The following is a 19250-nucleotide window of genomic DNA, read 5'->3' as shown; positions in this document are numbered from 1 at the left end:
CCAGACGGATTGGGCAGTAAAACATGCCCAGTTTCAAGACATGCTCTAAGAGGTCAAGATGTTATTTGTTCAGCTGGAACAGAGACATGCCCTGCATATCGCTAAACGCTTTATAAGACGCCTGCAAGGCCGCCTGCTGCATGGTGTAAGAAGAAATCGCTTCGTTCCAGTCAACATCCACCAGGTCACTCATCTGCTTGGTCTGACCCAGCGCGCGGTCATCACCCAGCGTATCGAGTTTTTCCAGCTCGTTCATCTTGGTTCCCACATCCGCAACGACCGTCAGGACGTTGTTCTGGGAGTTTTTAATGCCGATTTGCGCATTGGTAATCACCTGGTTTTGCGCCGTTGCGGCAGCCGGATCGTTCTCAATCGGTGTCTTCAGCGACGCAATGGCAGAATCCAGGATTTTGAACATGTTGGTCTGGCCATATCCACCGCCCGGCAGCTGTTCCGCATTACTGGTAATGCTTTCGAAAATTTGCTGTCCGGTATGGCTAATGGTCATATTTCGCGCCGTATCAACCTGTTGCGTGATGGCCTCCGCGCCGCCGTTGTAATCCCCGGTCGCGGCATCAAACGGTGCGCTCTCGGTTTTGTATCCCGCAAAGATAAAGCGACCATTACCATCCGTCGTATTGGCCAGGTTCATCAGCTGATCGCGGATCCCCTGAATATCGGTTGCCAGAGACAGACGGTCGTCATCGCTTAATGTGCCATTCGACGCGTAAACTAACTTCTCGCGCACGCTTGAGATCGCGGTGTTCACCTGAGTTAACACGTTATCTTCCAGCGAGACCTTCTGCGTTGCAAAGGTACGCGCGAGTGCAAACTGGCTGTTTTGCGACTGAGATTGTGACAGAACGATGGCCTGCGACGCGGCGATAGGATCGTCCGAAGGACGATTGACGCGCTTACCAGTGGACATTTGCTCACCGTAGCTCAACCATCTGCTCTGGGAATCGGTGATCCCACGCATGTTCTGCTCATACATCATCTGGGTGCTAATACGCATTGTTCACCTCAACCTTAACGAATGTTGATAATTGCATCGAAGAGCGTACTGGCAGTTTGTAATACCTGGGCATTGGCCAGGTAATACTGCTGATAACGCTGCAAATTGCCATACTCTTCGTCGAGGTTTACCCCAGAGATGGTCTGCTGCTGCTTGATTAGCTGTGTTTCCACATTGGCTTTCGTCTGGCTACTCACTTTCAGTGACGCCGTTGAGCTACCGACGGTACTGACGAGAGAGGCATACGCATCGTTGAAGGTTTTATTCCCCCCCACCACTTTGCCGTTTTGCAGATCGAGCAGTTTCTGTCCGTTACGGTTGTCACTTTCGCCGCCGTTCTGCACCGATGCCATCGCCAGTTTGGACTCGTCGCTGATCGCGAGATCCATGTTCATGATGACGTTGGAAACAGGCTTCACGGTGAAACTGTCTTTGGTATTTGCCGTGCCGCTGACGTTGACGTTAAGACCATCAAACGACAGATTACCGCTGGCATCCGGGCTCATCGTAAAGCTGGTTTTGTCTGATGTGCGGGTAACTGTCCAGTCAGTGCCGTTAAACTGCAGCTTATAGTCTGTCGCCTGAACCTGTTTACTGTCCGCCACGGAGGCCGTGACAACGGCCGAGCCGCCGTTCTTGCTGTTGGACAGGACCGCCGGAGAACCAAAGTTGAACAGCTTACCGCCCGCATCACCGTTTGCATCAAAACCGGCTTCATGCTGCGTGTTCATCGCATCGGCAAAGGCCAGCGCCATCTGATTCAGAGTGTTACGCGCTTTATCCAGGTCTTCCGTGCGGAAGGTCAGTAAACCGCCCAAAGAACCGGTGGTGATAAATTTCTCGGGGATCTCGACATTACCCGCCACGTCATCGACATAGGCTACGGTGGTACGAGCCGGATCGGCACTCGACTTCACGGCAGCCAGCTGGTTGGCTTTACTGCCCTGAACCAGGCTGTAACCGTTACCGAAAGAGATGTTAAACGTACCGCTATCCTGAACAGACACTTCCACGCCCACGATTTTGTTCAGCTCGTTGACGAGCTGATCGCGCTGGTCAAGCAGATCGTTAGGCGATGCGCCCGCACCGACGCCGGTCAGACGGGAAATCTGATCGTTCAGGTTCGCAATCTGTTTGGCATAGTTGTTGATCTGGGAAACGCTGGTCCCAATCGCGGTATTGACCTGCGTATCCTGGTCACGAAGATATTGATCGTTGGTTTTGAACTGATTGACCAGACCACCCGCTTTACCCAGCACCGTCTGACGTGCAGCCGGATCTTCCGCGTTGCTCACCAGCGTTTGCAGACTTTTGAAGAAGTCCTGCAGGGTGGTGGAGAGCGAGTTGGTGGTATCGGAGAGCACATCATCAATTTTTGACATCTGCTGATAGCGCGTCGTCAAACCGCTGCTCTGCGTCTGCGCGGCGCGCAGCTGGTTGGTGATGAAGGCGTCATACTCACGCTGGACACCGGAGACATAAACCCCGTTACCCACCCAGCCACCGCCGGTCAGCGTGCTGTTAGATGCGCCCAGCACCGTGGTCTGGCGGGTGTAACCTGCCACGTTATAGCTTGAAATATTATTACTGACGGTATTGAGTGCCGACTGCGCAGCACTGAGGCCACTCATGGCGCTGTTAATCAAACTGGACATGGGGGTTCCTTTTATACGTTCAGACACGAGTCCTGATGAAGGTTATCGGCAACCTCCACCGGGACTTGAGAACTTTCAGAACAGATTTTCAATATCTGTGCTATAGGCTTTGCTGACCTTCTCGCCCATGGATTTCAGTTGCTGGATCATGCTGGTGAGCTTACGTGCATAGTTCGGGTCAGTCGCGTAGCCCGCGTTTTGTAGCGCCTGAGCCCCCTGCTCCGCCGTCGCCGCCTGCGTAACGGCGGTATACCGCGGATTTCGGCTCAGCAGGCCGACATAATCGGACAATGCTTCCAGATAAGAGCTGTAGACGCGGAATTTTGCTTTGACCTTCACCGCCGCACCGTTCTCGTATTCGGTGGTCGTGATCTCCGTTGTCGGCCCCTTCCAGCTGGAGGTGGCCTTCACGCCGAAGATGTTGAAGCTCGGCTCGCCGTTTTCCTTGCGGATCTGGCGCTGACCCCAGCCCGACTCCAGCGCGGCCTGCGCCAGAATCAGGTGATGCGGCACGCCGCTCTGTTCGCTGGCAAGACGCGCAGGCAGAGAAAGCTGCGCCAGGAAGTCTTTGCTGTCACCGGAGAGCGGCTCATCGCCGCTGCTCGTGGCTTTTGGCATCGCTTTTCGCACCAGCTGCGTCAGAGCCTGGTTCTGATAACTGGTCACCGTTTCCAGGTCGAACTTCATCGGCACCTGCTGCGGCTGCTCCTGAGGCTGAATGCCCTGCGCGGCTTCGGTCTGTTTCACAATCATGTCAGCCAGCCCGAGGCCTTTACCGGCGGTCATCTGCTGCGCAATCTGCTGGTCATACATGCTGGTGTAGAGACGCGTTGAATCACTGCTGAACATCCCGTCTTTCGGCAGGGTTTCACGCATGCTTTTCAGCATCATCTGTACAAACATCCCTTCCACCTGGCGGGCGACCGGGCGGATATTCGCCGCCGGGTCTTTTCCTGCTTTGGTTTTCAGTTCGTTGAGCGACTGGGCATCCCAGGCTGCACTGGTCAACAGTTTGCTATCGGTCAGCATTAGATGATTTCCAGTTTGGCACGCAGGCAGCCCGCGCTTTGCATGGATTGCAGGATGGACATCAGGTCCATCGGCGTTGCACCCAGGGCGTTCAGGGCACGCACCACGCTGTTCAGGTTGGCGCTGGAGCGAACGCTTTGCAGTGACCCGCCACTCTGACGCATATCAATCTGCGTTTGCGGCGTCACCACCGTCTGGCCGCCACCAAATGGCGTATTCGGCTGGCTCACGTTCGCGGAGCGGTTTACCGTCACGGAGAGGTTCCCCTGCGCCACGGCGCAGCTGTCCAGCGACACTTCCCGGTTCATCACCACCGAGCCGGTACGGGAGTTGATGATTACTTTCGCATCCTGAACCGGAACGTTCACTTCCATATTCTGGATATCCGCCAGCATGCGCACCTGGTTGCTGCTGCCGGTGGAGGTACGGATCTGCACGGTGCGCGCATCGAGTGCCGTTGCATTACCGTAGCCGCGGCTGCGGTTGATGGTATCGGCAATTTGCTGCGCCATCGTGAAGTCTTCATTATTGAGCTGCAGGTTGATGGTGTTGCCCGCGCCAAACTGGGTCGGCAGTTCACGCTCAATGATCGCACCATTAGTGATACGTCCACCGTTCAGCTGGTTCACCTGCACGCTGCTTCCGCCTGCGGATGCACCCGCACCGCCAACCAGAATGTTCCCCTGCGCCAGCGCATAGACCTGACTGTCAACGCCTTTCAGCGGGGTCATCAGCAGCGTACCGCCGCGCAGGCTTTTGGCGTTACCCATTGAGGAGACCACCACATCAATGGTCTGCCCCTGACGCGCAAACGCCGGGTAGGACGCGGTGACCATGACCGCGGCCACGTTTTTCAGCTGCATGTTGGTTCCCGCCGGCACGGTAATGCCGAGCTGGGAAAGCATGTTGTTCAGGCTTTGGGTGGTGAACGGTGTCTGGGTCGTCTGGTCACCGGTACCATCCAGACCGACCACCAGGCCATAGCCAATCAGGGAGTTTTCACGCACGCCCTGAACGCTGGTGAGATCGCGAATACGGTCAGCCTGGGCAAAGGTTGCCACCAGCGCGAGCGCCACGGCGAAGATCGATTTAAACATGGGCCACCTCGCTTACATCGGCGATAAATTAAGGAAGAAACGCTGCAGCCAACCCATATTTTGCGCTTCATTGATATAGCCGTTACCGACGTATTCAATGCGCGCATCCGCCACCTGGGTGGACGGAACGGTGTTGGTGCCGCTGATGGTGCGAGGGTTAACCACGCCCGAGAAGCGAATGAATTCAGTGCCCTGGTTGATGGCGATCTGTTTTTCACCCACAACGTGTAAGTTGCCGTTAACCAGTACCTGGTCAACCGTGACCGTCAGCGTACCGCTGAAGGTGTTGCTGGCGTTCGCGCCGCCTTTGCCGTTAAAGGTGTTGCCGCCGGACGCGTTCACATCAGCACGCGCGTTGCCGAACAGCCCTTCGAGATAGCGTGGAACGGTGTCGAAGCCAAAATTGGTTTTGCCATCGCGGCTGGCGTTCGCCGACGAGCTCTTGCTCGCGCTGACGTTTTCCTGCAGCACAATGGTCAATGTATCGCCGACGTTACGCGGGCGGCGATCTTCAAACAGCGGTTGATAGCCGTAATTAATCGGCTGCGCGGTCTGGAAAATGGAGCCGTTTACCACTGGCGCTGGGCCAGGAACGGGTTGGGCAGTCGTCGCACCCTGGACCAATGGTTTAGACGGGATCAAAGCACACCCGCTGAGGGTGACAGCCAGAACAGTCAGTATCGGATAACGAAACGCCGCGTTTTTTTGCATTGCCTTCATCTTCGAAAACAGGGAGCCGGTGCGGCGTTTACCGCACCGGGCTACACCTTAGAGTTGCGTCAGTTTCTGCAGCATCTGGTCGGTCGTCGACACTGCTTTACTGTTAATTTCATACGCGCGCTGAACCTGGATCATATTCACCAGCTCTTCCGCCACGTTCACGTTGGACGTTTCAACATAGCCCTGGTACAGCAGGCCCGCACCGTTCAGGCCCGGGGTGCTCTCATTCGGCGTACCGGAGGATTGCGTTTCGGTGTAGAGGTTCTCACCAATGCTTTCCAGACCGGTATCGTTCATGAAGGTGGTCAGGTTGAGCTGCCCAACCTGAACCGGCGCGGCCTGTCCCTGCTGGGTCACGCTGACCACACCGTCACGTCCGATGGTGATGCTCAGGGCGTTCGCCGGGATGGTAATCGCAGGCTGAACCTGGAAACCGCCCGCCGTCACCAGCTGGCCGTTCTGATCGACCTGGAACGAACCGTCGCGGGTATAAGCAGAGGTACCGTCAGGCAGCTGCACCTGGAAGAAGCCCTGGCCTTTGATCGCCACGTCTTTACTGTTGTTGGTCTGTGACAGGTTGCCCTGGCTGTGCAGACGCTCGGTGGCCACCGGGCGAACGCCTGTACCGATCTGCAGGCCCGACGGCAGCGTCGTCTGCTCAGAAGACTGCGCGCCCGGCTGGCGGATGGTTTGATAAAGCAAATCTTCGAAAACGGCACGCTGACGCTTGAAACCATTGGTGCTCACGTTTGCCAGGTTGTTGGCAATCACGTCCATATTGGTTTGCTGGGCGTCCAGGCCAGTTTTCGCGATCCATAAAGAACTGATCATAAGGTGTCCTGTTAACTCATAGCCAGAAGTTGGTTAGCTTTGCCCGCGTTTTCATCCACGCTGCTGATGATCTTCATCTGCATTTCAAAACGACGGGCGCTGGCAATCATGTCGCTCATGGCGGCTACCGGCTTGACGTTGCTGCCTTCCAGAACGCCGGACATCACGCGGATGCTCGGGTCGGCCTGTAACGTGGCACCACGCGTCGCCTGCGCCGCCTGGGTCAGACGGAACATGCCGTCATCGCCACGCTGCACGTCTTTGCCTTCCGCCTTAACCAGCTTCAGACGTCCGACGGGCGCAACGGTGTTGGCCGGGTCGCCCGGGTTCAGCGCCGAAATGGTGCCGTCCGCGGCAATAGTCAGCTCAGAGCCTTCCGGCACGGTCAGCGGACCCGCTTCCCCCATCACAGGATGGCCCTGAATCGTCAGCTGGCCCGTCGCGCTCACCTGGATATTACCGTTACGGGTATACCCTTCGCTGCCGTCCGCCGTTTGCACCGCCAGCCAGCCGTCCTGCTGCAGGGCAACGTCCAGCGGGCGCGAGGTGTAGTCCATCTGCCCTGGCGTCATATCTGCGCCAGGGGTTGATGCCGTCACCAGCGTACGGGTTGGCATGGAGAGCCCTTCAACCGGCACCGCGCGCAGCGCATTAAGCTGCGCGCGAAAGCCCGGCGTTGAGGCGTTTGCCAGGTTGCTGGCAGTAACGGCCTGCTGATTGAGCGTCTGGCTTGCCGCGCCCATCGCGGTATATATTGCGTGATCCATTGCGCTTTCCTGTTAGCCGCTTAACGCAGGTTAACCAGCGTGTTGAGGATCTGATCCTGGGTTTTGATGGTCTGCGCGTTCGACTGATAGTTACGCTGCGCGACAATCATGTTCACCAGTTCTTTACTCATATCCACGTTGGAGGCTTCCAGCGCGCCGTTGGTCAGCTTGCCGAAGTTACCGGTGCCTGCGGTACCCAGCAGCGCCACGCCGGAGGACTGGGAGGCAGACCAGACGTTGTCGCCTTCCGATTTCAGGCCTTCGTTGTTCGCGAAGTTTGCCAGCACGATCTGACCCAGAACCTGAGTCTGTTCGTTGGAGTAGTTCCCCACAACGGTGCCGTCATCGTTGATCTGATAGCTCACCAGATCGCCAGGCTTGAAGCCGTTCTGGCTGGTCGCAACAATGTTGTTGGCACCCGTATTCTGTTGCATTGAGTTAGCAAAACTCATTGCGAAGGTCGCAGGGGTTGCACCAGGTATGGTCGCGGTCGTTAAGTTAATGTTTCCACCGCCGGTCAGCGAACCGTTGTTATCAAAGGTCAACGTAGTTGCCAGCGTTGCCGCGCTACCTGCCACGCTACCGTCCTGGGAATACACTTTCCAGGAGTTAGCGGGTGCTGCATCTTTGACGTAAAACAGGTTCATGTTGTGCGCATTACCCTGGCTGTCAAAGACGGTCACAGTCCCTTTTTTGTTATAGGTATCCGGGTTAGTCGCATCAAATGCCACTGTTGGCGCGGTATCGGTAGAGTTAAGGTTGATCTGCTGGGATGCCGTAGTGGTTGACTTGGCTGCCATCAGCGTTGTTGGGATAGTGATCGCCTGTGGGTTGGCACCGGTTTGGACTTTTGATGGCGTACCCGCTACCGGGTAGCCCGTCAGCTGCATGCCCTGCATGTTAACCAGCGTACGGTTTTCGTCCAGTTTGAACTGACCGTTACGGCTGTAGAACACAGAGCCGTTGGAATCGACCATACGGAAGAAACCGTTCTGGCTGATGGCAACGTCCAGACCACGACCGGTGTTGGTGGTGGTGCCGTCGGTAAAGTCCTGAGTGATGCCCGCAACTTTCACGCCCAGGCCGACTTTGGAACCGGCAAACATGTCTGCAAATGAAGCAGAACCGGATTTAAAACCATAGGTCGCGGAGTTGGCGATGTTGTTGCCAATGACGTCCAGGTTGGTGGCCGCAGCATTCAGGCCGCTGACCGCTTGAGAAAAGGCCATGACTTACTCCTGATAAGTGTTAAGGCTTAGATAATCTGCCGAACTTCGTCGAGTGTGGTGGAACCAGAGGTTCCCAAATCCAGTTTGTTGCCGTCGCTTCCTTTAATCACGCCCTGGACCAGCGCGAACTGCAGCGGCTGCGCCACCAGCTGGGTCGTGCCGTTGCTGGCGCTGATCGCGACTTTGTAGGAACCGTTTGGTGCTTTAGTGCCGTCGGTCAGGCTGCCATCCCAGGTAAAGGTGTGAACGCCCGCCTTCAGCTCACCGATATCAATGGTGCGAACCACTACGTTATTGGCATCCGTGATCGTTGCAGTCACCTTGTCAGCCGGCTGCTGGAGCTCAACGCCAAACGGTGTGGTGGTGGTAGTGGTGTTGCCTTCGGTGGTGCTGGTGCCCGCCAGAATCGTGGTTCCCGGGATCATCACCCCGTGGCCAATCAGGCTTGCCGCCTGCAGAGACTGGGCACTGTTAATCTGCCCGGAGACGGAGCCGAGGGTGGTGTTGAGTTTCTCAATGCCGCTAACAGTGCTGATCTGCGCAAGCTGCGTGGTCAGTTCGTTGTTCTGCATTGGGTTGGTGGGATCCTGGTTCTTAAGCTGCGCCACCAGCAGCGTCAGAAAGCTGCCCTGAAGATCGGAGGCATTGCTCCCGGTGAGGGAGTTAGAACCCGTCGTACTCCTGGTGTTATTCACACCCGAGTTCGTAGGATCATTCACATTTACGGCGATGGACATGCATGTCTCCTTTACTGGCCGAGAGTGAGTGTTTTGAGCATCATGCTCTTCACGGTATTCAGCACTTCGACGTTGGCCTGGTAGCTACGGGAAGCCGACATGGAGTTCACCATCTCACCCACCACATCCACGTTTGGCATTTTCACGTATCCGCTGGCATCCGCGAGCGGGTTACCCGGCTCATACACCAGCCTGTCCGGCGCCTGGCTCTCTACCACATCAGACACCTTCACGCCGCCCGTCGCCGCGCCCGGCGCAGCATCGACCTGAAAGACAACCTGTTTGGCACGATAAGGCTGGCCGTCTGGTCCGGTTACGCTGTCGGCGTTCGCCAGGTTACTGGCAGCCACGTTCAGGCGTTTGGACTGCGCGGTTAACGCCGAACCGGCAATATCAAAAATATTCAACAAGGCCATCTATCAGTTCCCCCCCTGCAGGACGTTCATCATGCCTTTGATTTGTCCGCCGAGTACGGTCAGGCCCGTCTGGTATTTCAGGCTGTTATCGGCAAACTGCGTACGCTCCCGGTCCATATCCACGGTGTTACCGTCGAGTGAGGGCTGATCGGGTATGCGGTAAAGTAAATCGGTCGCTGGCGCGGTCATCGCCTGAGCAGGAATATGGCGAGAGGATGTCATGGCAAGTGCAACACCCGTTCCTTCGGCACGTCCACGCTCCATCACCTTTTTGAGTTCACTGGAAAAATCAATATCACGCGCCTGAAACCCTGGGGTATCGGCGTTAGCGATGTTGGCGGCTAAAATTTCCTGCCGCTGGGCGCGTAAATTGAGCGCTTCCTGCTGAAAACGTAACGCGGCGTCGAGTTTATCGAGCATGTCTCCTCCGCTGATGGCAAAATTTCAGTTCACAGCTTAAATCTCACGCGGTCTCCCCTATCGACGGAATAAGCGCAAAATGCGTCGCTATTTATTGCGTTGATGCAAAACCACTGCAGGTAGAATTCATTCAACTCTGGAAACGGTGGAACTTGCGATGCAAACGTTAAAACGTGCCCTGATGGCAACTTTCTTGCTGTTTAGCCCTCTGGTGCAGGCTGAAGGCTTACAGGATCGGCTGACGGCTTTTTTTGCTGAAAAGCTGGCGGGTTTTAGCGATGACGTTACCGTTACCGTGCGCACCCCACCGAATCTGTATCCAACCTGTGACCAACCGTCATTCAGCGTGACGGGGACCACCCGACTGTGGGGAAATGTCAACGTACTGGCACGCTGCGCCAACGAAAAACGCTATTTACAGGTTGCAGTTCAGGCGACGGGCAATTATGTTGTCGCCGCCGTGCCGATTGCGCGCGGCAGCGTGCTGCAGACGAACAGCGTGACGTTGAAGCGCGGTCGTCTGGATCAGCTGCCTCCACGCACCATGCTGGAAATGAACCAGGCACAGGACGCCGTCAGCCTGCGCGACGTCGCCCCCGGCCAGCCGATACAGCTCTCAATGCTGCGTCAGTTATGGCGGGTAAAAGCGGGTCAACAGGTGATGGTGGTGGCCAATGGAGATGGCTTTAGCATCAACAGTGAAGGGAAAGCGTTAAACAATGCCGCGGTGGCGCAAAACGCCCGCGTCAGAATGTCCTCAGGCCAGGTGGTGAGCGGAACCGTCGATTCTGATGGGAATATTCTGATTAACCTATAATCTTTTTAAAGATTTCGCGGCGCGTGCCGATAAATATTCCACTAATGATGATGTCAGGCGCAAACGCCGCGAACCCTCGATGAGGACAACACTATGAGCATTGATCGTACATCAGCCCTGAAGCCGGTAAGCGCTGTACAACCTCGCGAAACGAATGACGCTCCTGCGCAGAAAACGCGTCTGGAAAAACCGTCAACGTCCAACAGCACCAGCGTAACCCTGAGCGACGCGCAGGCAAAACTGATGCAGCCAGGCAGCAACGATATCAATATGGAACGTGTTGAAGCGCTGAAAACGGCTATTCGTAACGGTGAGCTGAAAATGGATACCAGCAAGATTGCTGATGCCCTGATTCAGGAAGCACAGAGTTTCTTACAGAGTAACTAACCGTATGAGTCGACTGTCAGAAATACTGGATCAAATGACGGTTGTCCTGAACGACCTGAAAACGGTAATGGACGCTGAGCAGCAGCATCTCTCTTCCGGTCACATCAACGGCAGCGCGCTGCAGCGTATTACTGAAGACAAAAGTTCGCTTCTGGCAACGCTGGATTATCTGGAGCAGCAGCGCCGCGCTGAGCAGGATCCTAAGCGCAGCGCCAATGACGATATTGTTGAGCGCTGGCAAACCATTACCGAAAAAACCCAGCACCTGCGCGACCTTAACCAGCACAACGGCTGGCTACTGGAAGGTCAGATTGAGCGTAATCAGCAGGCGCTTGAGGTCTTGAAACCGCATAAAGAAACCGGACTGTACGGTGCGGATGGTCAGACGGCGACTGCGCGTATTGCGGGAGTTAAAAAGATTTCGATTTGACGCCTGGGCGATAAATCATGCAGCGGGGAGCACCATAAGGTGAACTCCCCTTTTGGCGTTTATGCCGTACGGCGGGCAAACTCTTTCACTTTGAAGCCCAGCACCGCGAGCGTGGCAAAGTAAGCCACCACCCCGACGCCTACTACGGCCATCAGCCGCATCAGACGGTAAGGCATGGTGCCCTGAGACCACTCCGGCATCACGTACATCATGCCGAGCAGCGCGGCAGACATCACCAGTACCGCAACGATCAGACGCACCAGGAAACTCCCCCAGCCCGGCTGCGGCGTAAAGATATCCTGCTTGCGCAGTTGCCAGTACAGCAGCCCGGCGTTCAGACAGGCCGCCAGACCAATCGATAATGACAGGCCGGCATGCTTCAGCGGACCAATAAACGCCAGGTTCATCAGCTGCGTCATAATCAGCGTCACAATGGCAATTTTCACCGGCGTTTTGATGTCCTGACGCGAATAGAACCCTGGCGCCAGCACCTTGACGACGATCAGCCCCATCAATCCGACCGAGTAGGCAATCAGCGCGCGCTGGGTCATGGCGGCATCAAAGGCGGTGAATTTCCCGTACTGGAAGAGCGACACCGTTAGCGGTTTAGCCAGAATACCCAGCGCCACCGCGCTTGGCAGAGCCAGCAGGAAGCAGAGACGTAACCCCCAGTCCATCAGGCGGCAATATTCATCATGGTTACCGCTGGCAAAACTTTTCGACAGCGACGGTAGCAGAATGGTCCCCAGCGCCACGCCCAGCACTCCGGACGGGAACTCCATCAGACGGTCGGCGTAGTACATCCAGGATACCGAGCCGGACACGAGGAAAGAGGCAAAGATGGTGTTGATGATAAGCGAGATCTGGCTGACGGAGACGCCAAGAATGGCGGGCCCCATCTGCTTGATCACGCGCATCGCCCCGGCATCTTTGAGATTGATGCGCGGCAGCACCAGCATGCCGATTTTTTTCAGATGCGGCAGCTGGTACGCCAGCTGCAGCACGCCGCCGACGGTGACCGCCCAGGCCAGCGCCAGCACCGGCGGGTTAAAGTGCGGCGCGGCGAACAAGGCAAAACCGATCATGCTGACGTTGAGAAACGTTGGCGCAAACGCCGGAACAGAGAAGCGGTTCCAGGTATTCAGGATCGCCCCCACCAGCGAGGCCAGCGAGATGAGCAGAATATAGGGGAAAGTGATGCGCAGCAGCTGCGAGGTCAGCGCAAATTTGTCAGCCGTATCGGCAAAACCGGGCGCGGTCACCATAATCACCCACGGCGCGGCCAGCATCCCGAGTACGGTCACCACCGCCAAAGCCAGCGTCAGCAGCCCGGAGACATAAGAAACAAAGACGCGCGTCGCGTCTTCACCCTGCTTGCTTTTATATTCCGCCAGGATAGGCACGAATGCCTGAGAAAACGCCCCTTCCGCAAAAATACGACGCAGCAGGTTCGGCAATTTGAACGCGACGAAAAAGGCGTCCGTGGCCATCCCTGCACCAAATACCCTTGCCACAATGGCGTCGCGCGCAAAACCCAGCACGCGGGAAAACATGGTCATCGAGCTGACGGCCGCCAGCGATTTTAATAAGTTCATTAACGTGAATTTCCAGAACCATACGGATTTGTAAGCCGGGTGAGCCTAAGCGCCACCCGGCAAAGCCAACAAGCGGCGCTTAGTCTAACCGGATTTCAACGAATTACTATCCGCAGATGTTACAGCGAGTTATTCGCTCATGGCTTCGCGCCAGAGTCTTTCCACAATGCGCTGCGCCAGAATGGCCTGCTCGCCGGACGTTTCAGGAACCGTCTGATTTTGCACGCAGGTGATAAAGTGACGGGCGCATCCTGCGAAACCGCGCTGCTCCAGGGTGCTCTGCCAGCCTGGCGCCGGGAGCGTCACCACGCCGTTGCCCTTCTCTTCCCGCCACTCGCGCATGTCCGTAATGTCATACAGCGCGCCGTCGGTCACCGCCTGCACGGATTCACGCTGGCTTCCTGCCCGACGGTGCATGCTGGTGGTAATCTGAAGATGCTCAACGGCGAAGTGGTGTTCCGCGTAGACCATCTGCCCCTGGTCATTCGTCAACAGGGTACCGCTTTTCAGCAGCGCTTCGCCGTTGCTCAGCCACAGCGCCGTATCCACAACGTGCAGATAATCATCCAGAAGGGTGAAGCGCAGATCGTTAGGCCCAACGCTGTCGGTACGGTGCTTATCCATTCGCAGCGAGGCGAGCGTACCCGACTGCGCCTTCAGTTGCTGATAAAGCGGCGCGAAACGACGGTTGAAGCCCACCATCAGCGTCAGTTTTTTGCGCGCGGCCAGCTCAATCAGCCGCTCGGCATCCTGAACATTTTCAGCCAGCGGTTTATCCACGCAGACGTGAACCCCCAAATTGAGCAGCTCGCTCACAACCTGATAGTGGGTTGCCGTTGAGGTATGCACAAAGACCGCATCACACTCGCGGGCCAGATCCTGCAGGGAGGCAGCATAAGGAATGCGCCAGGTTTCGCAGATACGTTCTGCCTTTTCTCGGGTGGGCGACCATGCCCCTTGCAGGGTCCAGTCCGTCGCCGCACCTAAAACAGGCAGCCAGGCTTTTTGCGCGATACCGCCCAGCCCCACCACGCCTACGCGTAATTTTTTCACCGTCAGTCTCCCAAATGTGCCAGCAACGCATCCAGACGCTGTTTCAGCCCGGCGACCTCTTCTTCCAGCGCCTCTACTCGCGCGGCAAGAGTGTCATTGCCAGCTGAGGAGCCCGCATCGCTCTCCACGGTAGCGACATCGACGTCGCCGCTGAACAGATGCATATAGCGGCTTTCACGTTTGCCCGGCTCGCGCGCCAGACGCACCACGTACGGGCCGTCTTCGCGAGAAGCCAGCCCTTCCAGGGTCTGCTCGACCTCCTGCATATCGCTGAACTCATGCATCCGGGAAGCGCGCGTGCGCAGTTCCCCCGGCGTCTGCGCCCCGCGCAGCAGCAGCGTGGTGATGACCGCCACTTCCGCGCTGCTCAGCTTCAGGTCACCGAATTCGGAGTTACAAAAGCGCTGTTCGTATTTGGTCACGCGGTTGCCGAAGCCGCTGACGGTGCGCAGATAGTGGCGTTTTACCAGCGCATCCAGCACGTCCTGAACCTCATGCTCGCTGAGGTTCATCACCGGCTCGCGGTTGGTCTTCTGGTTGCAGGCCATGGTCACGGCGTTGACAGAGAGCGGATACTGCTCCGGCGTGGTGACCTGTTTTTCGAGTAAGCACCCAATCACGCGCGCTTCTGTACCGTTTAGCTGATACTTCATCTTTTCTCCTTAACGACCTGCGGTCCAGTCCCGGGTGGTTAACGCCGTCAGAACGTGGTCGCGCCACTCTCCGTCTATCAGCAGATAGTCTTTAGCGTAACCCTCTTTCTCGAACCCTAAACGCGCCAGCAAATTGCCGCTGCGCTGATTATGCGGCATATAGTTCGCCATGATGCGATGGATATGCTGCGTGCGCTGCATATAGCGGATCGCCACCGTTAACGCCTCGTACATCAGCCCCTGCCCCTGCCATTTCTGGCCGATGGAGTAGCCAAGGTAGCAGGCGTGAAACGACCCGCGCACCACGTTTGAAAAATTGGCGATCCCGATAATCTCTTTCTCTTCAGGATCCAGCAGCGCGAAATAGAACGCGCTGCCCTGCTTGTGAAATTCCGTAATCATGCTGAGGCGCGCCTGCCAGCCGGAAGGGTAACAATGGCTCTCATCCCGAACGGGTTCCCAGGGTTTTAAAAACTGGCGATTCTCGGCGTAATAATCCGCCAGACGCCAGGCATCACGCTCATGCACCAGACGAACGACCAGCCTGTCCGTTGTCAGACGCACTTTTGGCACATTACTGCGATAGCCAAACATCGATACCACTCCTTCCCGTCACTTCAGCTTACCCATTAGCTTTACTATACCTGCGCCTGCGCCGTCTGTGAAAACAGTGACATACCATTTTGCCCTCTTTTCATTATTTTCGATGAGAACTCTCTATCAAAGCACCCTTTTGATAAAAAAATATTGTCACGCCCAGGGGTGGGAAAAAACGCGGCGACACCGCAGAATGTTAGCGTGCTCACCTTCTTATTTTCCCTGGAGGGAAAATGTCCCGCGTTTCACAGGCCAGGAGCCTGGGTAAATATTTCCTGCTCGTCGATAACATGCTGGTCGTGCTCGGCTTTTTTGTCGTTTTTCCGTTGATATCGATCCGCTTTGTCGATCAAATGGGCTGGGCGGCATTAATGGTTGGCATTGCCCTGGGGTTACGCCAGTTTGTCCAGCAGGGTCTGGGCGTCTTTGGCGGGGCCATTGCCGACCGCTTTGGCGCTAAACCGATGATCGTTACCGGTATGCTGCTGCGCGCGGCGGGCTTCGCCACGATGGCGGTCGCCCGGGAGCCCTGGCTGCTCTGGTTCTCCTGTTTCCTCTCCGGTATCGGTGGCACGCTGTTCGATCCGCCACGCACCGCGCTGGTGGTGAAGCTTATTCGCCCTCAGCACCGCGGCCGTTTCTTCTCGATTCTGATGATGCAGGACAGTGCCGGGGCGGTTATCGGCGCCCTGCTGGGAAGCTGGCTGCTGCAGTATGACTTCCGACTGGTCTGCGCGGCGGGGGCGGTGCTCTTTATTCTGTGCGCGCTGTTTAATGGCCTGTTCCTGCCTGCCTGGAAACTGTCGACGGTCAAAGCGCCGGTCCGGGAAGGGCTTGGCCGCGTCCTGCGCGACAAACGTTTTGTCACCTATGTGCTGACCCTGACGGGCTACTACATGCTGGCTGTGCAGGTCATGCTGATGCTGCCGATTATGGTTAACGACATTGCAGGCACGCCTGCTGCCGTTAAATGGATGTACGCCATTGAAGCCGCACTTTCCCTGACGCTGCTCTATCCGATTGCCCGCTGGAGCGAGCGGCGTTTTCGTCTGGAGCATCGCCTGATGGCCGGGCTGTTCCTGATGACGCTGAGCATGATGCCGATCGGCCTGGTGAACTCTCTCCAGCAGCTGTTTACCCTGATTTGCACGTTCTACATAGGGTCGATCATCGCCGAGCCTGCCCGTGAAACGCTGAGCGCCTCCCTTGCGGACGCGCGTGCGCGCGGCAGCTATATGGGTTTCAGCCGGCTGGGGCTGGCGCTTGGCGGCGCATTAGGTTACGCCGGTGGCGGTTGGTTGTTTGATGCCGGCAAAGCGTTAAACCAGCCCGAACTCCCGTGGATGATGCTCGGCGCGGTGGGCTTTATGACGCTCCTGGCCCTGTGGTGGCAGTTCAGCCAGAAACGCAGTGCGAGCGGCATGCTCGAGCCTGGCGCGTAGCCTTTCCCTCGGGCGGGAGCCGCTCCCGCCCCACTTCTCAGTTTTTTCTGCTGGTTTCTGCCAATTCACGCTGACATACTGACGTAACAGGACAGAAGCGCCGATTTTTCGTTGAGGAACACTATGAAGAAAATTGTCTTTGCCGCTGCATTAGTTTTCAGCGGTCTGCTGGTTGGCTGTAACCAGCTCACGCAATATACCGTCAGTGAACAGGAAATTAATCAGGCGCTGGAAAAACATAACAATTTTTCTAAAGACATTGGTGTGCCTGGGCTGGCGGACGCGCATATCGTGCTCACGAATCTGACCAGCCAGATCGGACGTGAAGAGCCAAACAAAGTCACCCTGGCCGGTGACGCGGCTCTCGATATGTCATCCCTCTTTGGCAATCAGAAAGCCAACATTAAGCTCAAGCTGAAGGCACTCCCCGTGTTCAACAAAGAGAAAGGGGCGATTTTCCTCCAGGAGATGGAAGTCGTCGATGCGCAGGTTTCGCCGGACAAGATGGCACCGGTTCTGCAAACCCTGATGCCTTATCTGAACCAGTCGCTGCGTAATTATTTCAACCAGCAGCCCGCTTACATCTTAAGCGAAGACAAAAGCAAGGGCGAAGCTCTGGCGAAAAAATATGCAAAAGGGATAGAGGTGAAACCGGGTGAAATTATCATTCCTTTCACCGATTAACCTGAAGGGCGCTGCGGCGCCCTTTTTTTTACGGAAAAGTGTGCAAACGAAAACGTTTCCGCTTATGATTTGTGTCCGGCAAAAACAGCCATCCTTATGACTGATTCCTGACAAGCCGGAGCTTCCATGACTGCACAACCCCAGGTTCTTAAAATCCGCCGCCCTGACGACTGGCATATCCATCTGCGTGATGGCGATATGCTGAAAACCGTCGTGCCTTATACCAGCGAAATTTATGGCCGCGCGATTGTCATGCCTAACCTGGTTCCACCAGTCACCACCGTCGATGCCGCGATGGCCTATCGCCAGCGCATCCTGGATGCCGTCCCTGCGGGACACAATTTTACCCCGCTAATGACCTGCTATCTGACCGACTCGCTGGACCCGAACGAAGTGGAGCGTGGGTTTAACGAAGGCGTATTTACGGCCGCGAAACTCTACCCGGCGAATGCCACCACCAACTCCAGCCACGGCGTCACCAGCATTGATGCCATCATGCCGGTTCTGGAACGCATGCAGAAACTGGGCATGCCGCTGCTGGTCCATGGTGAAGTTACGCATGCCGAGATTGACATCTTCGACCGTGAAGCCCGGTTTATCGAGACCGTGATGGAGCCTCTGCGCCAGCGCCTGCCCGCGCTTAAAGTGGTCTTTGAGCATATCACCACCAAAGACGCGGCAGAGTATGTGCGTGACGGCAACGAGCTTATCGCCGCCACCATTACGCCGCAGCACCTGATGTTTAACCGTAACCACATGCTGGTGGGCGGGGTGCGCCCTCACCTGTACTGCCTGCCGATTCTCAAGCGCAACATCCACCAGCAGGCGCTGCGCGAACTGGTTGCCAGCGGGTTCTCCCGCGCGTTCCTCGGTACCGATTCCGCGCCTCACGCCCGCCACCGTAAAGAGGCGAGTTGCGGCTGCGCAGGCTGCTTCAACGCCCCAACGGCGCTTGCCAGCTACGCGACCGTCTTTGAAGAGATGAACGCGCTGGAACATTTCGAAGCGTTCTGCTCCCTTAACGGCCCGCGCTTCTACGGCCTGCCGGTCAATGACACCTTCATCGAACTGGAGCGGAAAGCGAGCCACGTTGAGGAGTCCATTGCGCTGACGGATGACACGCTGATCCCCTTCCTGGCGGGCGAAACCGTCAACTGGACGGTAAAACGTTAAAAAATCAATGCCCCTTGTTGTCAAACCGATAATATACCTGTATAAATAAACAGTATATTACACAGGGGGGCATTTATGCGTATTGAAGTCACCATAGCCAAAACAACCGTTCTGCCTGCCGGCGCGCTTGATGCACTGGCAGGCGAATTATCCCGCCGTATTAACAATACCTTTCCCGACAACGCGGGTGCCGTAACGGTGCGTTACGCCGCGGCGAACAACCTCTCCGTCATTGGTGCTGCGAAAGAAGATAAAGATCGCATCAGCGAAATCCTGCAGGAAACGTGGGAAAGCGCAGACGACTGGTTTATCACAGATTAACACTGCTCCCTCATTGTGTTTTTTTGCCGGGTCGCCCCGGCTTTTTTTTGTCTAAAAATACGGTAAGTTCAAATTAATTCGGCATCTTCTTTAAGAATCGTGAACAAGATGGTGTTTTATTGTTCGAACAATCCTAAAAAGCAGAAAAATGTGTTGCCACCTGTTTATTTTTCCCTTCGGAA

Annotated in this window: 22 protein-coding genes; 7 read left to right on the top strand and 15 right to left on the bottom strand. The window is 56.3% G+C overall.

The annotated features are described in order from the left end of the window. Positions 1 to 61: 61 nt before the first annotated feature. From flgL to flgB, 11 genes are all read right to left on the bottom strand, one after another. Positions 62 to 1015: a flagellar hook-associated protein FlgL gene (gene flgL / locus V1566_RS11615; protein WP_395303379.1), complete on the bottom strand. Its 954-nt coding sequence runs from the start codon at positions 1013 to 1015 to the stop codon at positions 62 to 64. Between the two features lie 14 nt (positions 1016 to 1029). After that, entirely contained in the window at positions 1030 to 2670 is a 1641-nt protein-coding gene (gene flgK, locus V1566_RS11610) for a flagellar hook-associated protein FlgK (RefSeq protein WP_395303378.1), read from the bottom strand. A gap of 75 nt (positions 2671 to 2745) precedes the next feature. Then, entirely contained in the window at positions 2746 to 3699 is a 954-nt protein-coding gene (gene flgJ / locus V1566_RS11605) for a flagellar assembly peptidoglycan hydrolase FlgJ (RefSeq protein WP_032650844.1), read from the bottom strand. Beyond that, positions 3699 to 4796, bottom strand: a complete 1098-nt coding sequence (locus V1566_RS11600; RefSeq protein WP_029740346.1) for a flagellar basal body P-ring protein FlgI — start codon at positions 4794 to 4796, stop codon at positions 3699 to 3701. Before V1566_RS11600 ends, flgJ begins: the two co-directional genes overlap by 1 nt. 12 nt (positions 4797 to 4808) lie before the next feature. Next, positions 4809 to 5507, bottom strand: a complete 699-nt coding sequence (gene flgH / locus V1566_RS11595; RefSeq protein ID WP_024909015.1) for a flagellar basal body L-ring protein FlgH — start codon at positions 5505 to 5507, stop codon at positions 4809 to 4811. A 57-nt stretch (positions 5508 to 5564) separates the two neighbouring features. Continuing rightward, complete coding sequence (flgG, locus tag V1566_RS11590) at positions 5565 to 6347, bottom strand: flagellar basal-body rod protein FlgG (protein ID WP_008500810.1); 783 nt, start codon at positions 6345 to 6347, stop codon at positions 5565 to 5567. A gap of 11 nt (positions 6348 to 6358) precedes the next feature. After that, on the bottom strand, positions 6359 to 7114 hold the full coding sequence (locus tag V1566_RS11585) for a flagellar basal body rod protein FlgF (RefSeq protein WP_395303377.1): 756 nt from the start codon (positions 7112 to 7114) through the stop codon (positions 6359 to 6361). Between the two features lie 20 nt (positions 7115 to 7134). Next, positions 7135 to 8343 (bottom strand): flagellar hook protein FlgE, encoded by a 1209-nt coding sequence (gene flgE, locus V1566_RS11580; protein WP_133550296.1) that lies wholly within the window; start codon positions 8341 to 8343, stop codon positions 7135 to 7137. A 26-nt stretch (positions 8344 to 8369) separates the two neighbouring features. Next, complete coding sequence (gene flgD / locus V1566_RS11575) at positions 8370 to 9080, bottom strand: flagellar hook assembly protein FlgD (protein WP_395303376.1); 711 nt, start codon at positions 9078 to 9080, stop codon at positions 8370 to 8372. 11 nt (positions 9081 to 9091) lie between these two features. After that, the gene (gene flgC, locus V1566_RS11570) at positions 9092 to 9496 is read right to left on the bottom strand and encodes a flagellar basal body rod protein FlgC (protein ID WP_008500814.1); all 405 of its coding nucleotides are present in this window, start codon (positions 9494 to 9496) and stop codon (positions 9092 to 9094) included. Positions 9497 to 9499: 3 nt separating this feature from the next. Beyond that, complete coding sequence (gene flgB, locus V1566_RS11565) at positions 9500 to 9916, bottom strand: flagellar basal body rod protein FlgB (RefSeq protein ID WP_023311135.1); 417 nt, start codon at positions 9914 to 9916, stop codon at positions 9500 to 9502. 157 nt (positions 9917 to 10073) lie between these two features. Here flgB and flgA point away from each other — a divergent pair, with 157 nt between their 5' ends. The 3 genes from flgA to flgN all read left to right on the top strand — a co-directional run bounded on the left by flgA (position 10074) and on the right by flgN (position 11550). Next, a complete protein-coding gene (gene flgA / locus V1566_RS11560; RefSeq protein WP_395303375.1) occupies positions 10074 to 10733 on the top strand; it encodes a flagellar basal body P-ring formation chaperone FlgA in 660 nt (219 codons plus the stop codon). 93 nt (positions 10734 to 10826) lie between these two features. Beyond that, positions 10827 to 11120 carry a flagellar biosynthesis anti-sigma factor FlgM gene (flgM, locus tag V1566_RS11555; protein WP_023311133.1) on the top strand — a complete coding sequence of 98 codons (294 nt, stop codon included), beginning with the start codon at positions 10827 to 10829 and terminating at the stop codon, positions 11118 to 11120. A 4-nt stretch (positions 11121 to 11124) separates the two neighbouring features. Beyond that, on the top strand, positions 11125 to 11550 hold the full coding sequence (flgN, locus tag V1566_RS11550) for a flagella biosynthesis chaperone FlgN (protein WP_025755834.1): 426 nt from the start codon (positions 11125 to 11127) through the stop codon (positions 11548 to 11550). Positions 11551 to 11609: 59 nt separating this feature from the next. Here the strand turns inward: flgN and murJ are convergent, their stop codons facing one another. From murJ to rimJ, 4 genes are all read right to left on the bottom strand, one after another. Continuing rightward, the gene (gene murJ / locus V1566_RS11545; RefSeq protein ID WP_024909009.1) at positions 11610 to 13145 is read right to left on the bottom strand and encodes a murein biosynthesis integral membrane protein MurJ; all 1536 of its coding nucleotides are present in this window, start codon (positions 13143 to 13145) and stop codon (positions 11610 to 11612) included. 129 nt (positions 13146 to 13274) lie between these two features. Next, a complete protein-coding gene (locus tag V1566_RS11540) occupies positions 13275 to 14198 on the bottom strand; it encodes a Gfo/Idh/MocA family protein (protein WP_395303374.1) in 924 nt (307 codons plus the stop codon). Between the two features lie 2 nt (positions 14199 to 14200). Further along, the gene (locus V1566_RS11535) at positions 14201 to 14851 is read right to left on the bottom strand and encodes a YceH family protein (RefSeq protein WP_159513865.1); all 651 of its coding nucleotides are present in this window, start codon (positions 14849 to 14851) and stop codon (positions 14201 to 14203) included. 9 nt (positions 14852 to 14860) lie between these two features. After that, entirely contained in the window at positions 14861 to 15445 is a 585-nt protein-coding gene (rimJ, locus tag V1566_RS11530) for a ribosomal protein S5-alanine N-acetyltransferase (RefSeq protein WP_008500822.1), read from the bottom strand. A 236-nt stretch (positions 15446 to 15681) separates the two neighbouring features. Between rimJ and mdtH the strand changes: the two genes are divergently transcribed. The 4 genes from mdtH to dinI all read left to right on the top strand — a co-directional run bounded on the left by mdtH (position 15682) and on the right by dinI (position 19068). Then, positions 15682 to 16890, top strand: a complete 1209-nt coding sequence (gene mdtH, locus V1566_RS11525; protein WP_395303373.1) for a multidrug efflux MFS transporter MdtH — start codon at positions 15682 to 15684, stop codon at positions 16888 to 16890. 123 nt (positions 16891 to 17013) lie between these two features. Further along, positions 17014 to 17574 carry a lipoprotein gene (locus tag V1566_RS11520; RefSeq protein ID WP_395303372.1) on the top strand — a complete coding sequence of 187 codons (561 nt, stop codon included), beginning with the start codon at positions 17014 to 17016 and terminating at the stop codon, positions 17572 to 17574. A 126-nt stretch (positions 17575 to 17700) separates the two neighbouring features. Further along, on the top strand, positions 17701 to 18747 hold the full coding sequence (gene pyrC, locus V1566_RS11515) for a dihydroorotase (RefSeq protein ID WP_395303371.1): 1047 nt from the start codon (positions 17701 to 17703) through the stop codon (positions 18745 to 18747). A gap of 75 nt (positions 18748 to 18822) precedes the next feature. Further along, on the top strand, positions 18823 to 19068 hold the full coding sequence (gene dinI / locus V1566_RS11510; RefSeq protein WP_008500826.1) for a DNA damage-inducible protein I: 246 nt from the start codon (positions 18823 to 18825) through the stop codon (positions 19066 to 19068). Positions 19069 to 19250: the final 182 nt, after the last annotated feature.

Origin of the sequence: Enterobacter sp. ECC-019, from assembly GCF_043974075.1 — a bacterium.
GTDB lineage: Bacteria > Pseudomonadota > Gammaproteobacteria > Enterobacterales > Enterobacteriaceae > Enterobacter > Enterobacter asburiae_D.
Note: the sequence above shows the minus strand (reverse complement) of the source record. Positions and strands in the feature narration are given on the sequence as shown.

Excerpts from the sequence above, each read along its gene's own strand:
- V1566_RS11520 (WP_395303372.1), top strand. The coding sequence starts at position 17,014 with ATGAAGAAAATTGTCTTTGCCGCTGCATTAGTTTTCAGCGGTCTGCTG.
- flgD (WP_395303376.1), bottom strand. The coding sequence starts at position 9,080 with ATGTCCATCGCCGTAAATGTGAATGATCCTACGAACTCGGGTGTGAAT.
- mdtH (WP_395303373.1), top strand. The coding sequence starts at position 15,682 with ATGTCCCGCGTTTCACAGGCCAGGAGCCTGGGTAAATATTTCCTGCTC.
- flgL (WP_395303379.1), bottom strand. The coding sequence starts at position 1,015 with ATGCGTATTAGCACCCAGATGATGTATGAGCAGAACATGCGTGGGATC.
- flgG (WP_008500810.1), bottom strand. The coding sequence starts at position 6,347 with ATGATCAGTTCTTTATGGATCGCGAAAACTGGCCTGGACGCCCAGCAA.
- V1566_RS11585 (WP_395303377.1), bottom strand. The coding sequence starts at position 7,114 with ATGGATCACGCAATATATACCGCGATGGGCGCGGCAAGCCAGACGCTC.
- murJ (WP_024909009.1), bottom strand. The coding sequence starts at position 13,145 with ATGAACTTATTAAAATCGCTGGCGGCCGTCAGCTCGATGACCATGTTT.
- flgJ (WP_032650844.1), bottom strand. The coding sequence starts at position 3,699 with ATGCTGACCGATAGCAAACTGTTGACCAGTGCAGCCTGGGATGCCCAG.
- pyrC (WP_395303371.1), top strand. The coding sequence starts at position 17,701 with ATGACTGCACAACCCCAGGTTCTTAAAATCCGCCGCCCTGACGACTGG.
- flgN (WP_025755834.1), top strand. The coding sequence starts at position 11,125 with ATGAGTCGACTGTCAGAAATACTGGATCAAATGACGGTTGTCCTGAAC.
- flgE (WP_133550296.1), bottom strand. The coding sequence starts at position 8,343 with ATGGCCTTTTCTCAAGCGGTCAGCGGCCTGAATGCTGCGGCCACCAAC.
- V1566_RS11535 (WP_159513865.1), bottom strand. The coding sequence starts at position 14,851 with ATGAAGTATCAGCTAAACGGTACAGAAGCGCGCGTGATTGGGTGCTTA.
- flgM (WP_023311133.1), top strand. The coding sequence starts at position 10,827 with ATGAGCATTGATCGTACATCAGCCCTGAAGCCGGTAAGCGCTGTACAA.
- V1566_RS11600 (WP_029740346.1), bottom strand. The coding sequence starts at position 4,796 with ATGTTTAAATCGATCTTCGCCGTGGCGCTCGCGCTGGTGGCAACCTTT.
- flgK (WP_395303378.1), bottom strand. The coding sequence starts at position 2,670 with ATGTCCAGTTTGATTAACAGCGCCATGAGTGGCCTCAGTGCTGCGCAG.
- flgA (WP_395303375.1), top strand. The coding sequence starts at position 10,074 with ATGCAAACGTTAAAACGTGCCCTGATGGCAACTTTCTTGCTGTTTAGC.
- flgH (WP_024909015.1), bottom strand. The coding sequence starts at position 5,507 with ATGCAAAAAAACGCGGCGTTTCGTTATCCGATACTGACTGTTCTGGCT.
- flgB (WP_023311135.1), bottom strand. The coding sequence starts at position 9,916 with ATGCTCGATAAACTCGACGCCGCGTTACGTTTTCAGCAGGAAGCGCTC.
- dinI (WP_008500826.1), top strand. The coding sequence starts at position 18,823 with ATGCGTATTGAAGTCACCATAGCCAAAACAACCGTTCTGCCTGCCGGC.
- flgC (WP_008500814.1), bottom strand. The coding sequence starts at position 9,496 with ATGGCCTTGTTGAATATTTTTGATATTGCCGGTTCGGCGTTAACCGCG.
- rimJ (WP_008500822.1), bottom strand. The coding sequence starts at position 15,445 with ATGTTTGGCTATCGCAGTAATGTGCCAAAAGTGCGTCTGACAACGGAC.